The 17683-nt window shown below is 68.8% G+C and carries 14 protein-coding genes; 5 read left to right on the forward strand and 9 right to left on the reverse strand.

Annotated elements, in window-relative coordinates; translation table 11 throughout:
* Positions 1-10 precede the first annotated feature (10 nt).
* The gene (locus ACXJ3V_RS03080) at positions 11-4165 is read left to right on the forward strand and encodes an nSTAND1 domain-containing NTPase (protein WP_457098779.1); all 4155 of its coding nucleotides are present in this window, start codon (positions 11-13) and stop codon (positions 4163-4165) included.
* A gap of 166 nt (positions 4166-4331) precedes the next feature.
* Here the strand turns inward: ACXJ3V_RS03080 and ilvC are convergent, their stop codons facing one another.
* The 6 genes from ilvC to ACXJ3V_RS03110 are packed head-to-tail and all read right to left on the reverse strand — an operon-like array spanning position 4332 to position 11720.
* Positions 4332-5357, reverse strand: coding sequence for a ketol-acid reductoisomerase (gene ilvC, locus ACXJ3V_RS03085; RefSeq protein ID WP_457098780.1), 1026 nt, complete (start codon positions 5355-5357; stop codon positions 4332-4334).
* Between the two features lie 58 nt (positions 5358-5415).
* Positions 5416-5925, reverse strand: a complete 510-nt coding sequence (gene ilvN, locus ACXJ3V_RS03090) for an acetolactate synthase small subunit (RefSeq protein ID WP_457098781.1) — start codon at positions 5923-5925, stop codon at positions 5416-5418.
* Between the two features lie 4 nt (positions 5926-5929).
* Positions 5930-7732, reverse strand: a complete 1803-nt coding sequence (locus ACXJ3V_RS03095; RefSeq protein ID WP_457098782.1) for an acetolactate synthase large subunit — start codon at positions 7730-7732, stop codon at positions 5930-5932.
* Between the two features lie 47 nt (positions 7733-7779).
* Positions 7780-9501 (reverse strand): dihydroxy-acid dehydratase, encoded by a 1722-nt coding sequence (gene ilvD / locus ACXJ3V_RS03100; RefSeq protein WP_457098783.1) that lies wholly within the window; start codon positions 9499-9501, stop codon positions 7780-7782.
* A 9-nt stretch (positions 9502-9510) separates the two neighbouring features.
* Positions 9511-10302 carry a trehalose-phosphatase gene (gene otsB / locus ACXJ3V_RS03105; protein WP_457098784.1) on the reverse strand — a complete coding sequence of 264 codons (792 nt, stop codon included), beginning with the start codon at positions 10300-10302 and terminating at the stop codon, positions 9511-9513.
* A complete protein-coding gene (locus ACXJ3V_RS03110; protein WP_457098785.1) occupies positions 10299-11720 on the reverse strand; it encodes an alpha,alpha-trehalose-phosphate synthase (UDP-forming) in 1422 nt (473 codons plus the stop codon). The genes otsB and ACXJ3V_RS03110 overlap by 4 nt, the downstream gene beginning before the upstream one ends.
* Before the next feature lie 90 nt (positions 11721-11810).
* On the opposite strand from ACXJ3V_RS03110, the gene ACXJ3V_RS03115 reads away from it, so the two are divergent.
* The 4 genes from ACXJ3V_RS03115 to ACXJ3V_RS03130 all read left to right on the forward strand — a co-directional run bounded on the left by ACXJ3V_RS03115 (position 11811) and on the right by ACXJ3V_RS03130 (position 14917).
* Entirely contained in the window at positions 11811-12077 is a 267-nt protein-coding gene (locus tag ACXJ3V_RS03115) for a hypothetical protein (RefSeq protein ID WP_457098786.1), read from the forward strand.
* A 185-nt stretch (positions 12078-12262) separates the two neighbouring features.
* Positions 12263-13159 carry a MetQ/NlpA family ABC transporter substrate-binding protein gene (locus ACXJ3V_RS03120; RefSeq protein ID WP_457098787.1) on the forward strand — a complete coding sequence of 299 codons (897 nt, stop codon included), beginning with the start codon at positions 12263-12265 and terminating at the stop codon, positions 13157-13159.
* A 68-nt stretch (positions 13160-13227) separates the two neighbouring features.
* Positions 13228-14265, forward strand: a complete 1038-nt coding sequence (locus ACXJ3V_RS03125) for a methionine ABC transporter ATP-binding protein (RefSeq protein WP_457098788.1) — start codon at positions 13228-13230, stop codon at positions 14263-14265.
* Positions 14258-14917, forward strand: a complete 660-nt coding sequence (locus ACXJ3V_RS03130; RefSeq protein ID WP_457098789.1) for a methionine ABC transporter permease — start codon at positions 14258-14260, stop codon at positions 14915-14917. Before ACXJ3V_RS03125 ends, ACXJ3V_RS03130 begins: the two co-directional genes overlap by 8 nt.
* A gap of 31 nt (positions 14918-14948) precedes the next feature.
* Here the strand turns inward: ACXJ3V_RS03130 and ACXJ3V_RS03135 are convergent, their stop codons facing one another.
* Genes ACXJ3V_RS03135 through ACXJ3V_RS03145 form a run of 3 tightly spaced genes read right to left on the reverse strand, consistent with a single transcriptional unit; the run spans position 14949 to position 17594 of the window.
* Positions 14949-16133, reverse strand: coding sequence for an acetyl-CoA C-acetyltransferase (locus ACXJ3V_RS03135; RefSeq protein ID WP_457098790.1), 1185 nt, complete (start codon positions 16131-16133; stop codon positions 14949-14951).
* The gene (locus ACXJ3V_RS03140) at positions 16130-16798 is read right to left on the reverse strand and encodes a 3-oxoacid CoA-transferase subunit B (protein WP_457098791.1); all 669 of its coding nucleotides are present in this window, start codon (positions 16796-16798) and stop codon (positions 16130-16132) included. Before ACXJ3V_RS03140 ends, ACXJ3V_RS03135 begins: the two co-directional genes overlap by 4 nt.
* Position 16799: 1 nt before the next feature.
* The gene (locus ACXJ3V_RS03145) at positions 16800-17594 is read right to left on the reverse strand and encodes a CoA transferase subunit A (protein ID WP_457098792.1); all 795 of its coding nucleotides are present in this window, start codon (positions 17592-17594) and stop codon (positions 16800-16802) included.
* Positions 17595-17683: the final 89 nt, after the last annotated feature.

A 17683-nucleotide genomic window follows, 5' to 3' on the forward strand; every position in this document is an offset into this window, starting at 1 on the left:
CACTTCAGTCATGGTGCTCAAGGTGCTGGGCCCTCTCGACACGGGGACTGCGCCGCTCAGCCCTCGCGAGCGGGCGATGCTCGCGGCGCTGGTCGTGCGCCTCGGCAGCACTGTTCCGCCCGGCGACCTCGCGGAGGCGTGGTGGGGTGAGGTGCCGCCCCGCACCTGGGAGCAGCAGGTGCGCAACTCGGTCGCTCGCATCCGCTCACGACTCGGTCGTGACACCATCGAGACGGTCGGGTGGGAGTACCGGCTCGCAATGGACCCCGACACTATCGACTCCGTGCGCTTCGAGCGTCTGGTGTCGGCCGCTCGCGGCCACGAGCTGCGCGGGGAGCACGACCGCGCAATCGACGTCTACACACGTGCCCTCGCGCTCTGGCGCGGTGCGGCTCTGCAGGATGTCGCGAACTGGCAGCCCGGGGTCGTCGAAGCGCTCCGGCTGCACGAGATCCGCACGAGCGTGGAAGAAGAGCTGTTGGACGCGCGCCTGGCGACCGGCGAGCACCGCTCACTCATCGCGGACGCTGAGCGTCTGCTGCGCGAGGAGCCGCTGCGCGAGGAGCGTTGGGCGATCGTCGCGCTCGCGAACTACCGCGCCGATCGGCAGGCTGAAGCGCTCGCTGTGCTGCGAGCCGCGCGCGAGCGGCTCGCCAACGAGCTGGGGATCGAGCCCGGCCCCCGGCTCGTGGCCCTCGAGCTCTCGGTGCTGCGCCAGGATCCCGACCTCACCGCGCCCTCGCCCGCCCTTGCGGTCGCCTCGCTCTGCCCCTACCCCGGTCTGCGGGCCTTCGGCCCTGACGATGCCGATGTGTTCTTCGGACGCGAGGCCGACGCGGAGTCGGTGCTGGAGCGGGTGAGCCCCGGCACCGTCGTCACGATCGCGGGCGCCTCCGGCACGGGCAAGTCGTCGCTGCTCCTCGCGGGAGTCCTGCCGCGCCTCCGCGCGCGCGGCCGGCACGTCGAGGTCGTGCGACCCGCGTCTGGTGGCGCCGATGCTCTGCGCGGAGCCGATGCGCGTGCGAACGTGCTTGCGATCGACCAGGCGGAGGAGGTGCAGGGACTGACGGATGCGCAGCGGGAAGCATTCGCGGAGACCGCTCGCGCCTTTCTCGACGGCGGCGGGACGATCCTGATGACGGCGCGTTCGGACGCGCTCGACCGCCTCCGCGGGATGCCCCTCATCGGAGATGCGATCGGACGCGGCGTGTACCTGCTCGGCCCCCTCTCCGCCGTCGCGTATCGCGGAGCCATCGAAGAGCCCGCACGCCGTGCCGGGCTCACCCTCGAGCCCGGGCTCGTCGAGCTTGCCGTGCGCGACGCCGGGGACCGGGCATCCACCCTCCCCCATCTCTCCCATGCGCTCCAGGAGACCTGGGCACGGCGGGAGGGGTCGACACTGACGGTGGAGGGGTACCGCACGTCCGGCGGCATCCCCGGGGCGATCGCACAGTCCGCCGAGCGGGTCTTCCGCTCCCTGCCCCCGCAGGAGCAGGAGATCTGTCGCTCCCTTATGCAGCGGCTCCTCGACCGCAGCGCAGATGGCACCTCGACGCGTCGACGCGTCCCAGCTGACCCGCTGCTGGCAGAGGCCGGCCGTCGCCGAGTGCTCGAGCAGCTGACCCAGTCGCGTCTCGTGACACTTGATGGCGACGCCGTCGTGATCGCGCACGAGGCCGTCGCCACGGCGTGGCCGCGCCTCGACGCGTGGCTCGAGGAGGATGCGGAGGGCGCGCGCACGCTGCGGGCCGTCGAGTCCGCGGCGGCCGCGTGGCAGGCCGGAGGGCGCGATGACGACGACCTGCTGCGGGGCGCCCGGCTCCACAGTGCGCTCGACTGGCGAGACACGGCACACCCCGACCTGACCGGGATCGAGGACGATCTGCTCATCGCATCCGTCGATCGGGAACAGGGTCAGCTGCGGGATCTCTCCGCGCGCGCGACCCGGGACCGCACGCGCAACCGCGTCCTGGGAGCCGCGCTCGGCGGCGCGGGGATCCTCCTCGTGGCCGCCATCGTCGCGGGCGGCATCGCGGCCGTCCGCGGTCAGGAGGCCGCGGTCTCCGCCGAGGATGCCCGCACCGAGGCGCTCGTCGCGACCTCGCTCGCCCTGCGTACGTCGGATCGCGAGCTCGCGGCGCTGCTCGCGGCCGAGGCCTACCGTCGCTGGCCGGACGACGCGCGAGTGCGCTCGGCCCTGTTCGGTACGATGACCGCTGCGCATGGGCTTGTCGACACCCACCACCTGGATGATGCGACGTGGTCGGTCATGACCTTCATTCCTGACACGGGTACCCTCATCCGCGTCGCGGAGGTGCCAGACGCCGCGACGATCGAGATCGTGGATCCCTCGAGCGAGACCGTCATACGGAGCTTCGACGTGGATCTGCCGGCCCCCACGCTGTACGGCCGAAACCTCAGCGTCAGCCGCGACGGAACCGTGGCCGCCATCCAGACCGCACGGTTCGTCGATTCCGAGGACCTCACGACATGCTGCTGGAACCAGCTCACCTTCATCGACCTTGCGTCGGGAGAGGTTCTGCCCGGGTCGCAGCTGCTGAAGATGCGGACAAGCGACGTCATGGACCTCGGCGAGGACGGATCCGTCGTGTACCTGCAGCATCCGGTCACGGGCGATCTCGTCGCTGTCGGCACCCGCACCGGAGAGGTCCGGGCTTCGGCCGCGGGCGCCTTCGACGACTACACCGGAGTCGGCGGCAGACACGGGTCGGTCACCGTCGTCGACCGCGAGCGGGTGGCGACGAGCATGGGTGACCGCATCGACGTCTTCGACCGCGACACTCTCGGCATTCGCACCACGATCCCTCTCGGTGACGATCAGGAGGCATTTTCACTCCTCGCGGACGGCGCCGGGGGTGTGCTTGTGGGCCTCGCGGCCGAGCTCCTCCGAGTGCGGATCGATACGGGTGCCGTGGAGTGGCGCCGCCCTCTCCGAGCTTCCGAGTCGTGCTGGGGTCTGATCGTCACGCCGCGCGCGACCATCGCCTGCTCCTCTTTCGTCGCGGTCACCGAGTTCGAGCTCTCAACCGGGCTGCCGACCGGAAAGGCGATCGAAATGCAGCTCGACACCCTCCCCGACATCGGCGTCCTTGATGACGCGACGCTTCTGCTCTCTTCGGCGGGCTACAGCCTCTGGATGCGCTGGCGCATCGACGGGAGCGGCGCCGGCTCGCGAATCGTCGCGGCGGGGACTGTCGCCGCGGGCGGGCCGGATCGCGACGGCGGGTTCGTCTCCGCGCGACCTGTGGCAGGCGGACCCTCCCAACTGTGGAACCTCGATTCCGATGCCCCGGGCGGCACAGAGTCCGACAGCCTGGTGCTGCTCGGCGCGGGCATCGTCCAGCGGTGGGACGAAGGCGTGGGATATCGACTCGAGGACACCGCTACCGGAGAGGTCTTCCCCTATCGCATTCCGGGGCTACCCGAAACCTTCGACCTGATCCCGGCTGGCTTGGGGCGGTTGGCGTTCGTCGAGTTCGAGGGACGGCTCGTGGCGTTCGATCCCGCAACCGGCGAAGCCGTTGGGGAGCCGATGAGCGTGCCCGGTTGGCGCGTCGACGAGGCGCGCTCTGCGAGCACCACTCCCGACGAGAGACGAGTCGCGTTCACCTGGTGGGACGGCGAGCGCAATGCCACCGAGACGGTGGTGTTCGATGTCCTGACCGGAGAGCCCCTCGTGAGCGGCCTTTCTGGCGTCGACGAGACGCTCGTCGTCGGGCCGGACGAGCTCATCGCCGTCACTGCCCAGACGGTACAGCGCGTCGCGCTGGAGACGCTCCGGCCCCGCTCGAGTCTTGCCCGCTCCACGGGCGGCAGCCAGGCTCTGGACGTCAGCCTCGACGGACGTACCCTCCTGAACGTGGGCTGGAACAATCGGCTGACGCTCTACGATCTCACTCGCGACATCGTGCTCGGCGAGCCGGTCGATGCGAGCGGTACGGTCGTGCGCGGCGGATACCTCACCGCCGACGGCGAGACTCTGGTCACGGCGCTGACCGACGGCATCCTGCTCTGGGATCTTGTTCCCGAACATCAGGCGCTCGCCGCGTGCGACCTGGCGGGCCGTGAACTGAGCCAACAGGAGTGGTCGACCTACTTCCCGGACGAGCCTCAGGTCGCCACCTGCGGGGCGCTCGCCGGCTGACCCATGCCGAGAGCCCGGCCCCCTTGTAAGGGGCCGGGCTCCGTTGGCTTGTTCAAGCCTCACTCAGCGGATCGCCGAGAGTCTCAGACTTCGCAGGAAGCGGCCGAGTTCACAGCATCCGGCGAATAATCTGCGGAGTTCGCGCGAATCTGCGAACTCTGGGAGGTCAGCGCGCGGCTGAGCCTTCCACGTAGTCCTCGTCGGTCTGCTTCCAGGCGAAGAGGGCCCGCAGCTCCTTGCCGACCTCTTCGATCGGGTGCTGGGCGCCCTTCTCGCGGAGCGCGTAGAACTCCGGTGCACCGGCATCCTGATCCGCGATGAAACGCTCGGCGAACGCGCCGGACTGGATGTCGGCGAGCACGGCCTGCATGTTCTCCTTGACGCGGGGGTCGATGACGCGCGGGCCCGAGACGTAGTCGCCGTACTCAGCGGTGTCGGAGACCGACCAGCGCTGCTTGGCGATGCCGCCCTCCCACATCAGGTCGACGATGAGCTTGAGTTCGTGCAGCACCTCGAAGTACGCGATCTGCGGCTGGTAGCCCGCTTCGGTGAGGGTCTCGAAGCCGTACTGGACGAGCTGCGAGACGCCGCCGCACAGGACGGACTGCTCGCCGAACAGGTCGGTCTCGGTCTCTTCGGTGAAGGTCGTCTTGATGACGCCGGCGCGCGTGCCACCGATGGCCTTCGCGTACGACTTCGCGAGGTCCCAGGCCTGGCCCGAGGCATCCTGCTCCACGGCGATGATGTCCGGGATGCCGCGGCCCGCGACGAACTCGCGTCGCACCGTGTGACCCGGCGCCTTCGGGGCGATGAGGATCACGTCGACGCCCTCGGGCGCCTGGATGTAGCCGAACCGGATGTTGAACCCGTGCGCGAACGCGAGGGTCTTTCCGGGGACGAGCTTGTCCTTGATGTGATCGTTGAAGATGCCGCGCTGGTGCTGGTCCGGCGCGAGGATCATGATGAGGTCTGCCCACTCGGCGGCGTCGGCGACCGACTTCACCTCGAAGCCTTCGTCCTGGGCCTTCTCGGTCGACTTGGAGCCCTCCTTCAGGGCGATGACGACCTCGACGCCCGAGTCGCGCAGGTTCTGCGCGTGCGCGTGGCCCTGCGAGCCGTAGCCGACGATCGCGACCTTCTTGCTCTGGATGAGCGCCAGGTCGGCGTCGGCGTCGTAGAAGAGTTCAGCCATTTCGTATTTCTCCTTGATGTGGTTCTGACAGGGAGCCGGTCCCTGAGTTTGGGGAAGGTCAGCCGCGCAGGACGCGTTCGGTGATGCTCTTGCCGCCGCGGCCGATCGCGAGCAGGCCGGACTGGGCGAGCTCCTTGATGCCGAACGGCTCGAGCGCCCGCAGCAGGGCATCGACCTTGCCATGGTCACCCGTCGCCTCGATCACCAGGGCGTCGGGCGCATAGTCGACGACCGACGCACGGAAGAGGCTCACCACTTCGAGCACGCTCGAGCGGTTCCCGTTGTCGGCGCGCACCTTGACGAGCACATGCTCCCGCTGCACTGACGACGAGAGATCGAGTTCCACGATCTTGATGACGTTGATCAGCTTGTTCAGCTGCTTCGTCACCTGCTCGAGCGGCAGCTGGTCGACGTCGACGACGACCGTGATGCGGGACAGCCCCGGCACCTCGGTGACGCCCACGGCGAGGGACTCGATGTTGAACCCGCGGCGGGCGAACAGCCCCGCCACACGGGTGAGAAGTCCGGGCTTGTCCTCCACGAGGAGGCTCAGCACGTGAGTCGACATGTCCTCAGTCCTCCTGGTCGAACGTGGGCGCGTGGTCGATTGCGTACTGGACGTAGCTGTTGCTGACGCCCTGCGGCACCATCGGCCAGACCATGGCGTCGGCGCTCACAACGAAGTCGATGACGACGGGCCGGTCGTTGGTCTCGAGGGCGAGCTTGATCGCGGCATCCACGTCCTCCTCCTTCTCGACGCGGATCGCGAGGCAGCCGTAGGCCTCGGAGAGCTTGACGAAGTCCGGGATGCGGACCGTGCCGTGGCCGGTGCTGAGGCTCGTATTCGAGTAGCGCCCGTCGTAGAACAGGGTCTGCCACTGCCGCACCATGCCGAGCGACGAGTTGTTGATGATCGCGACCTTGATCGGAATGTTGTTGAGCGTGCAGGTGGCGAGCTCCTGATTGGTCATCTGGAAGCAGCCATCGCCGTCGATCGCCCACACGACGCGGTCCGGCTCGGCGACCTTTGCCCCCATGGCGGCCGGCACCGAATAGCCCATCGTGCCGGCGCCGCCGGAGTTGAGCCACGAGTTGGGACGCTCGTACTTGATGAACTGCGCCGACCACATCTGGTGCTGTCCGACGCCGGCGGCGAAGATGCCCTCGGGCCCCGTGAGCGCGCCGATCCGCTGGATCACGTACTGCGGCGACATCAGCCCATCGCTCGGCTGGGTGTAGCCGAGCGGGAACTCGTCGCGGAGGCCATCGAGGAACGACCACCACTCCCCCGTGTCCGGCTTGCGGCCTGCGGCGGCAGTCCGGTAGGCGGCCTCGAGGTCGACGAGCACGTCCTTCAGATCGCCGACGATGGGCACTTCGGCCGCACGGATCTTGCCGATCTCGGCAGGATCGATGTCGACGTGGATCACCTGGGCGTTCGGCGCGAAGAGCGCCGCCTTGCCGGTCACCCGGTCGTCGAAGCGGGCTCCGAGGGACACGAGCAGGTCGGCTTCCTGCAGGGCGAGGACCGCGGGCACCGTGCCATGCATGCCGGGCATGCCGAGGTGCTGCTGGTGGGAATCAGGGAAGGCGCCGCGGGCCATCAGCGTGGTGACGACCGGGGCACCGGTGGTCTCGGCGAGTGCGAGCAGCTCGGCGGACGCCTTCGAGCGGATGACGCCGCCGCCCACGTACAGCACGGGCTTCTTCGCGTCGGCGAGCAGCTGGGCCGCGGCCTGGATCTGCTTGCCGTGCGCCTTCGTCACCGGGCGGTAGCCGGGCAGATCGATCTTCGGCGGCCAGACGAACGGCGCCTCGGCCTGCTGTGCGTCCTTCGTGATATCGACGAGCACCGGGCCGGGGCGCCCCGTGCCGGCGATCTCGAACGCGGACGCGATGGCGGACGGGATGTCCTCGGGGCGCTTGACCAGGAACGAGTGCTTCGTGATCGGCATCGTGATGCCGACGATGTCGGCCTCCTGGAACGCGTCGGTGCCCATGAGGTTCGAGAAGACCTGACCGGTGATGCACACGATCGGCACGGAGTCCATGTAGGCGTCGGCGATCGCCGTGACGAGGTTCGTGGCTCCGGGGCCGGAGGTCGCGATCGCCACGCCGATCTTGTTCGAGGCGGACGCGTAGCCTTCGGCTGCGTGACCTGCCCCCTGTTCGTGTCGCACCAGGATGTGGCGCAGCTCGGTGCTGTCCATCAGCGGATCGTAGACGGGCAGGATGGCGCCACCCGGCAGACCGAAGACGTCGGTGACGCCGAGCAGTTCAAGGGAACGGACGACCGCCTGGGCCCCCGTGAGCACGGGCGCGGACGCGGTGCGGGCGGGAGGCCGGGGAACGGCCGAGGCTGCTTCGGCGGGCATGATGGGGATCCTCGTCTGACGAGCGAATGGGTTGTCGGGGGCCTTCTCTAGCCGGTGACTGCGCCTTCTGCGGCGGAGTGCACGAGCTTGGAGTATTTGGCCAGAACGCCACGGGTATAGCGCGGGGGAAGCGGCTCCCAGCCAGAGCGGCGGGAGACAAGCTCAGCCTCATCGACGAGTAGGTCGAGAGTGCGAGCCGCGATATCGACCCGTATCAGATCACCATCGCGCACGAAGGCGATGGGACCTGCGTCCACCGCTTCGGGTGCTATGTGGCCGATGCACAGTCCGGTTGTGCCGCCTGAGAATCGACCGTCCGTCAAGAGTAGTACATCTTTGCCGAGCCCCGCGCCCTTGATGGCGGCAGTGATCGCGAGCATCTCGCGCATGCCCGGTCCGCCCTTCGGGCCTTCGTAGCGGATGACGATCACGTCGCCCGCCTCGATCTGACCGGCCTCGAGTGCGTCCATCGCGCCGCGCTCGCGCTCGAACACCCGTGCGGGGCCTTCGAAGACGTTGGCGTCGAAGCCGGCCGACTTCACCACGGCGCCTTCGGGCGCCATCGAGCCGTGCAGCACGGTGATGCCGCCGGTGGCGTGGATGGGGTTGTCGAAGGTGTGGATGACGGTGCCGTCGATCGGGTCGGGATTCAGGTCCGCGAGGTTCTCGGCGAGGGTCTTGCCCGTGACCGTGAGCGCGTCGCCGTGCAGCAGGCCCTCGTCGAGCATCGCCTTCATGATGACCGGGATGCCGCCGTGGCGATCGACGTCGTTCATGACGTACTTGCCGAAGGGCTTCATGTCCGCGACGTGCGGCACCTTGTCGCCGATGCGGTTGAAGTCGTGGAGGTTGAGTTCGACCTCGGCCTCGTTGGCGATGGCGAGGAGGTGCAGGACGACGTTGGTCGAGCCGCCGAGCGCCATCGCGAGGGCGATCGCGTTCTCGAACGCCTCCTTGGTGAGGATGTCGCGGGTCGTGATGCCCAGGCGCAGCAGGTTGACGACGGCCTCGCCGGAGCGGTGCGCGAAGTAGTCGCGGCGGCGGTCCGCCGACGGCGGTGCGGCCGAGCCGGGCAGGCTGAGACCGAGCGCCTCGGCCACGGAGGCCATCGTGTTGGCGGTGTACATGCCGCCGCACGCACCCTCGCCCGGGGCGATCGCGCATTCGATGCGCTTGAGGTCGGCTTCGCTCATCTTGCCCGCGAGGCACGCGCCCACGGCCTCGAACGAGTCGATGATCGTGACGTCCTTCTCGGTGCCGTCGCTGAGCTTCACCCAGCCCGGTGCGATCGAGCCGGCGTACAGGAACACGCTGGACAGATCGAGGCGGGCCGAAGCCATCAGCATGCCGGGGATCGACTTGTCGCACCCCGCGAGCAGCACCGTGCCGTCCAGGCGCTCCGCCATCACGACGGTCTCGACCGAGTCGGCGATGACCTCGCGGCTCACGAGCGAGAAGTGCATGCCCTCGTGACCCATCGAGATGCCGTCCGAGACCGAGATCGTGCCGAACTGCAGCGGGTAGCCGCCGCCGGCGTGCACGCCTTCTTTCGCACCCTGGGCGAGCCGGTCGAGGCTCAGGTTGCAGGGGGTGATCTCGTTCCAGCTCGAGGCGATGCCGATCTGCGGCTTGACCCAGTCCTCGTCGCCCATGCCGACCGCGCGGAGCATTCCTCGCGAGGTCGTGGCCTCGATGCCGTCAGTGACGACCCGGCTCCGTGGCTTGATGTCGATCACGTCATTGGAGGGGCGCTCAGAGTGCTGGGGCATCCCGAAAGTCTATTCCCGCGGCGCCGTCCGCATGGCCGCAAGGCGGCCGAGCAGCGCGGCCATCGCCGGGATGTCGGGGACGATCACCGATGCCGCCGTCGGCGCCGCGCCGACGTGCACGCCGAGGTCGTCCGGCCCGAGGCTGCGGAGGGCATCCTCGTCAGTGACGTCGTCGCCGGCGAACAGCGCGACGGTCGCTCCCGTCCGCTCCTTCAGCGCGGCGACCGCGGAATCCTTGCCCTCGTGACGAAAGGCGTACTCGATGATGTTGTGACCCGATCGCCTCCGCCAGTGCGGTGCCTCGGCGGCGATGAGGGCATCGATCCTGGTGTTCGCCTCATCGGCGGTCGCGGCATCCGATCTGCGGGTGTGGACGCCGAAGCCGAACGTCTTGGGCTCGATCCACACCCCCTCGAGGTCGCTCGTCGCGGTCTCGGCGTGGGTGCGCAGCAGGTCGCGCAGCGCGCTCTCGTCTGCGGCGTCCGCAGGCTCGATCAGGCCCTCGCCGGGCACCCAGAACTCCGCACCGTGGGACCCTGCCAGCAGCAGGTGGGAGTCGTCGTCATGTTCGGCGATGAGCCGCAGGTCGCTCATGCAGCGTCCCGAGACGAGCGCGACGACGGTGTGCGGTGCGGCCAGCAGGGCGTCGAGGGCCTCGCGCGCGGCGGGGATCATCCGCGCGTCCATCGGCTCGTCCGCGAACGGCGCCAGTGTCCCGTCGAAGTCGACGGCGACCAGGAGCGGATCGGATGCCGCGACACGGCGCAGCGCGGCATCGAGATCGGTCGGGCTGGTGGTCATGACTCTCCTCCGGCGTGCCTGGGTGTCGCGAGGGCGGACAGGAACGAGCGCGACCAGGCGTCGACGTCGTTCTCGACGACCTTGCGGCGCATCGCCCTCATGCGCCGGCCCTGCTCGCCGGGGGGCATGGTGACGGCGCGCATGATCGCGTCCTTGAGCCCCTCGATGTCGTGCGGGTTGATGCGCAGCGAGCTGCCCAGTTCGTCGGCAGCGCCGGCGAACTCGCTGAGCAGCAGCACTCCGCGGTTGTCGTTGCGGCTCGCGACGTACTCCTTGGCGACGAGGTTCATGCCGTCCCGGAGCGCGGTGACGAGCATGACGTCCGCGGCGAGGAAGAGGGCGACCATCTCCTCGCGCGGGTAGGCCTGATGCAGATAGCGGATGGCGGTGTGGCCCATCGTGTCGAAGTCGCCGTTGATCCGCGAGACCATCAGCTCGATCTCGTCGCGCAGCTGCACATACGCCTCGACGCGTTCGCGGCTGGGACTCGCGACCTGCACGAGCGTCACATCCTCGACGTTCAAGTGTCCGTCGGCGATCAGCTCGCCGTACGCCTTGAGTCGGTGCTGTATGCCCTTGGTGTAATCGAGCCGGTCGACCCCGAGGAGGATCCGCTTCGGATTGCCGAGGCTCTCCCGGATCTCCGCGGCGCGGGCCCGGATATCGGGGCGGGCGGCGAGCTCGGAGTACGACGCCGTGTCGATCGAGATGGGGAACGCCTTCGCGAGCGCGAGGCGCACTGACCCGTCTCCCTGGGGGACGCGGATGCCGGAGGCCTTTGTCTCGTAGCGCAATTGGCGCCGCACGGCTCGGGCGAAGTTGCTCGCGTCTGCGACCCGCTGGAAGCCGATCACGTCGGCGCCGAGCAGTCCCTCGAGCACCTGCCGGCGCCACGGCAGCTGCGAGAAGAGTCCGTATGCCGGGAACGGGATGTGGTGGAAGTAGCCGATGGTCAGGTCGGGACGTGCTTCGCGAAGCATGCGCGGGACGAGCTGCAGCTGGTAGTCCTGCACCCAGACGGTCGCGCCCTCGGCGGCGACCGCAGCGGCGGCGTTCGCGAATCGTCGGTTGACGCGGACGTATGCGTCCCACCAGACCCGGCGGTAGCGGGGGGCCGCGATCACATCGTGGTACAGCGGCCAGATCGTGTCGTTCGAGAAGCCCTCGTAGTAGAGCTCGACCTCTTCCGAGCTCAGCGACACGGGTACGAGCGTGGTGCCTTCGAACTCGAATGGCTCGAACTCCGTGTCGGGCACGCCGGGCCACCCGACCCAGGCGCCATCTGCACGCCGCATCACCGGTTCGAGCGCAGTGACCAGTCCGCCGGGCGAGCGGCGCCACGCATCCGGGCCCTCTCCGTCAGCGACATGGTCGACGGGCAGCCGGTTCGCGACGACGACGAGATCAGCCAGGGTCACGTATCAGCTCCAGTTCCGTGCGCAGGCCCCCAGGCTAACAGCGGGTGTCCGTCAGTGCGGTGGCGCGGGTCCCGCGGTAGCGTGGGTCGCATGGGCAGGTATCTCTTCGGAACGGGCATCCTCGGCGTCATCACTGGTGCCCTCCCGCTCCTGCGGGCGTTGCGCGGCGACGCGCCGTTCACCTGGCGGGTGGCGCTCGCCTGGGTGGGCTGGGCCATCACAGCCGCGCTCGCGATCGGCGCCGTCGTCGACCTCCGCAACGCCGAGACGGGGCAGAAGGTGTCCCACGACTCGCCGTACGCGGGTCAGGAGCTCAAGCTCGTCGCGAAGCGGCAGAAGCGCATCTCGCGGCGCTGATCCGGACGCTCGACACCCGGCGGGTGTCAGATTGTTACGGGCGTGTTTCGCAACCCGGGTCGCTCGTCCTTAGGGTCGACGGGGCACCGCGATGAGGCGACGCGGGTGCGTGTCACCCGCCATGGCGGTCGTAAGTCCGCCGTCGCGGTGCTGAAACGATGCACCGAGACGCACCTGGAGACGCAATGCCCCGTAAGAGACTTCTGACCGCTGCCGCCCTCGCCCTGCCGCTGGCACTCGTCATGGCCGGCTGCGCCGGCTCCGGCGACGCCGCCTCCTCGGGTGACGAGACCGGCCCCGTGCGTATCGGCGTCGTGAACTCGGGCGACCCCTATTGGGAGACCTTCACCGAGGCGGCCGCCGCCGAGGACATCGAGGTCGAGCTCGTGAACTTCACCGAGTACACGCAGCCCAACCCAGCGCTGTCGGCGGACGAGCTCGACCTCAACCAGTTCCAGCACGTCATCTACCTCGCGACCTACAACGTGGCCAGCGACGACGACCTGCAGCCGCTCGGCTCGACCGCGATCTACCCGCTCGGCCTGTACTCGACCCAGTTCGACTCGGTGGAGGACATCCCCGAGGGTTCGACCGTCGCGGTGCCCAACGACGAGAGCAACCAGGCCCGCGGCCTGCTCGTGCTGCAGTCGGCGGGGCTCATCGAGCTCGAGGACGGCGGCTCGATCTTCTCGACCGTCGCCGACATCGACGAGGCGAAGTCGAAGGTCAAGGTCGAGGCGCTGGATGCCGCGTTCACGGCGACCTCGCTGCCCGATGTGGCCGCGGCGATCGTCAACAACGACTTCCTCGAGGACGCCGGCCTCACGGCTGACGACGCGATCGCCCAGGACGACCCGTCCGACCCGAACGCGGTGCCGTACATCAACATCTTCGCCGTCAAGGCCGAGGATGCCGACAACCCGACGTACCTGAAGCTCGTCGAGATCTTCCAGAACTCGCAGGAGATCCTGGATGGCGTTGTCGAGGCATCCGGCGGCACCGCCGTCATCGTGAAGACCCCGGTCGCCGACCTGGTGAAGTCCCTCACCGACGTGGAAGACGACATCCGCGCCAAGAAGTAGTCCGCTGCGTGTGCGGCCCGTTCTCGCGAACGGGCCGCACACGCATGTTCTCGTTCAAGGAGCCGCCCATGACGCTCATCCGACTCACCGATGTCTCGAAGGCATACCCCGCGACGTCGAAGGATGCCGAGCCGGTGGTCGCGGTCGACAACGTCACGCTGGCGATCGAGGCGGGCCAGATCTGCGGAATCATCGGCTACTCCGGCGCAGGCAAGAGCACGGTGCTGCGCCTCGTGAACGCGCTCGAAACGCCCAGTTCCGGCTCTGTCGAGATCGATGGCCGCGACATCACGAAGCTCCGCGAGCGGGAACTCCGCGAACTGCGCAGCGACATCGGCATGATCTTCCAGCAGTTCAACCTCTTCGAATCGCGCACGGTCGCCGGCAACGTCGCGTACCCGCTCGAAGTCGCCGGACGTCCGCGCGCCGAGATCAAGACGCGGGTCGCAGAGCTGCTCGACTTCGTCGGCCTCGGCGGCAAGGCCAAGAGCTATCCCGAGCAGCTGTCGGGCGGACAGAAGCAGCGCGTCGGCATCGCCCGGGCTCTGGCCACCAGCCCGCGGATCCTCCTCGCCGACGAGGCCACCAGCGCGCTGGACCCAGACACCACGCAGGAGGTCCTCGAACTGCTGCGGCGGGTCAACCGGGAGCTGGGCATCACAATCCTCGTCATCACGCACGAGATGGATGTGATCCGGACCCTCGCGGACCGCGTCGTGGTGATGGAGAACGGCCGCATCATCGAGAGCGGTGGGGTGTTCGACGTGCTCTCGGCGCCGCGCAGCGCCGCGACGAAGCGGTTCGTGGCGAGCATCATCGACGACGTGCCGGTCGGCGACCAGCTGCAGACCCTCAGGGCGCGGCATCCGGGTCGCATCGTCACCTTCACGATCCGCGAAGGCGACGTCACGCAGGCCGACGTGTTCGAGGCGCTGGCCGCCGAGGGAGTGCGGTTCCAGCTGATCCACGGTGGGATCAACGACATCCGCGGCCGCGTGTTCGGTCACCTCACTCTGTCCCTCGACGGAGAGGCGGACGCCGTGCAGCGCGCCATCGAACGGGCCTCGGCCTTCGCCCCGCTGATCGAGGAGGACCCCCGTGGATAGGCTCATCGACCTGCTGCCGGAACTGTGGGCGGCAACCTTCGAGACGCTCTACGTCGTCTCGCTCGCCCTCGTGTTCGGCGGCACCGCCGGACTCCTGCTCGGCATCGCCCTCTACGCCACGCGGGCCAGCAGTCTCTTCCCGCAGCCCGTGGTGTTCGGAGTGCTGAACGTCGTCGTCAACTTCTTCCGGCCGATCCCCTTCGTGATCCTCCTGGCCGCGGTCCAGCCGCTCGCCCGCAGCCTCGGCATCCCGGGTATCGGGCCGGAGTTCGGCATCTTCGCGATCACGCTCGCGTCGATGTTCGCGATCAGCCGCATCGTCGAGCAGAACCTGCTCACGGTGCGCCCCGGCATCATCGAAGCGGCGCGCGCCGCGGGAGCGAGCCGGTCGCGGATCCTCCTCCGGCTCGTCCCCCGCGAAGCGCTCGGCCCGCTCATCCTCGGGTACACGTTCATCGTGGTGGCGCTCGTAGACATGACGGCGATCGCGGGCGCGGTCGCCGCGGGCGGCCTCGGTGAATTCGCGATCGTGTACGGGTTCAAGCAGTTCAACCCCGCCGTGACGTGGTCGGCCGTGCTGATCATCATCGTGATCGTGCAGGGCGTACAACTCCTTGGAAACACGCTCGCACGCAAGGTGCTCCGCCGCTGAGACGAGCCGGCTCAGCCCAGCGCGATCCGTCTCAGCGCGTGAGGATCAGCGCTTCGCCCTGACCGCCACCGCCGCACAGGGCGACAGCGGCCGTGCCACTGCCGCGCCGGACGAGCTCGTGCACGGCGTGCACGACGAGCCGATTCCCGGAGGCGCCGATCGGGTGGCCGATCGCGATGCCGCCGCCGTGGATGTTGACGATGTCATCGCCGAGGCCGAGTTCGCGCTGCGAGCGGGCGACGACCGCACCGAACGCCTCGTTGATCTCGACCAGGTCGAGGTCGGCGGTGGTGATGCCCTGCTTCTGACACGCACGTTCGATCGCGCGCGCCGGCTGAGCCTGCAGCGAGTTGTCGGGGCCGGCCGTCTGGCCGCTCGCGCCGACCACCGCGAGCACATCCCAGCCGTTCTCGGCGGCGTGGGCGCGCGTGGTCAGCACGACCGCGGATGCCCCGTCGGAGATCTGCGACGAGTTGCCGGCGGTGATCGTGCCGCCTTCCGCGAATGCTGGACGCAGCCCGCCGAGACTGTCGACGGTGGTGTCCGGTCGGATGCCCTCGTCGTGGTTGACGACGACCGGCGCGCCCTTGCGCTGCGGAATCTCCACCGGCACGATCTCAGCGTCGAAGACGCCCTCATCCCAGGCCTTGGCGGCGCGCTGGTGCGAGCGCGCGGCGACACCGTCCTGGTCTTCGCGGGTCAGTTCGAACCGGGCGTTGTGGCGTTCCGTGGAGGCGCCCATGCTCTCGCGGTCGTAGGCGTCGGTGAGTCCGTCGTACGCCATGTGGTCGAGCACCTCGACGGATCCGTACGTCCAGCCGTCCCTGGAGCCCACGAGCAGGTGCGGGGCGCGGGTCATCGACTCCATGCCCGCCGCGACCACGACACGGGCATCGCCCGCGTCGATCATGCGGGCCGCGTCGATGATCGCGGTGAGCCCGGACAGGCACACCTTGTTGACCGACGAAGCCGGGACGTCCCAGCCGATTCCGGCTCCGATCGAGGCCTGCCTGGCGGGGTTCTGACCCGCACCCGCGGGCAGAACCTGTCCGACGATCACGGCATCCACCGCTCCCGCCGGAATACCGCCCCGCTCGAGCGCTCCGCGGATCGCGGCGCTGCCGAGCTGCACCGAGGTGAGCGGTGCGAGCTGCCCCTTGAGTCGCCCCTGCGGAGTGCGCGCAGCGGCGACGATGACGACGTCGTCGTGGTTCATGCTTCCACCTTAAGTTCGACGGAGCGGAGGTGCTCCGACAGGATGAGCTCCGGTTCGGTCGCGGCGACGACCTGGTCGACCGTGACCCCCGGTGCGGTCTCGACGAGGACGAGCCCGTCGGGCGTGACATCGATGACCGCGAGGTCGGTGATGATCCGGTCGACCACGCCCTTGCCGGTGAGTGGGAGCGAGCACTCCTGGACGATCTTCGCGGTGCCGTCCCTGGCGACGTGCTCCATGAGCACGATGACCTTGCCCGCCCCGTGCACGAGGTCCATGGCGCCGCCCGGTCCCTTGACCATCTTTCCCGGGATCATCCAGTTCGCGATGTCGCCGGCGGCCGACACCTGCATCGCCCCGAGGATCGCGGCGTCGATCTTTCCGCCGCGGATCATGCCGAAGCTCGTGGACGAATCGAAGAACGCGGCGCCGGGGAGCACGGTCACCGTCTCCTTGCCCGCGTTGATCAGGTCGGGGTCGACGTTCTCCTCGGCGGGGTAAGGCCCGACGCCGAGAATGCCGTTCTCGGACTGCAGGATCACCGTGATGCCCGGCGGCAGATTGCTGGGGACGAGCGTCGGGATGCCGATGCCGAGGTTGACGTACGAGCCGTCGGCGAGCTCGGCCGCCGCGCGGGCGGCCATCTCGTGGCGGGTGAGGGCCATGTCAGTTCTCTCCTTCTGGTCCCTGAGCCTGTCGAAGGGCGATCGTGCGACGCTCGATGCGCTTTTCGATGTCGGTGCCGACCTCGATGATCCGGTGCACGTAGATGCCCGGCAGGTGGATCGCGTCCGGGTCGAGATCCCCCGGCTCGACGAGCTCCTCCACCTGCGCGATGCAGATCCGTCCGGCCATCGCCGCGAGCGGGTTGAAGTTGCGCGCGGACTTATTGAAGACGAGGTTGCCGTACCGGTCGCCCTTGGCGGCGTGCACGAGCGAGAAGTCGGTCTGGATCGCCTCCTCGAGCACGAATTCCTTCGGTCCGTTCGGCCCGTCGAACGTGCGCACCTCCTTGACCGGCGAGGCAACGGCGACGCCGCCGTTGCCGTCGTAGACGCGCGGAAGGCCGCCTTCGGCCACCTGGGTGCCCACGCCGGTCTGCGTGAAGAAGGCGGCGATGCCGGAGCCGCCCGCCCGAAGCTTCTCGGCGAGGGTCCCCTGCGGCGTCAGCTCGAGTTCGAGCTCGCCGGAGAGGAACTGCCGTTCGAACTCCTTGTTCTCGCCGACGTACGAGGAGGTCATCTTGCGGATCCGCTTCGCGTTCAAGAGGACCCCGAGGCCCCAGTCGTCGACCCCGCAGTTGTTGCTGACGATGCTGAGGTCGCTCGTCCCCTGCGCGAGCAGCGCCTCGATCAGGGCGATGGGGTTGCCGGAGAGGCCGAACCCGCCGACGGCGAGCGACGCTCCGTCGCCGATGTCGGCGACCGCCTCGCCAGCCGATGCGTAGGTCTTGTCGATCACGTGCACTCCTTTGTTCACGCTGGTCGCGCGTTCTCCCTCAGCCTGCGCTCCCCCGGTCTGCGATGTCACGCCACCGCTTGCGATGTGGA

It is taken from the genome of Microbacterium sp. P5_E9 (assembly GCF_054049175.1).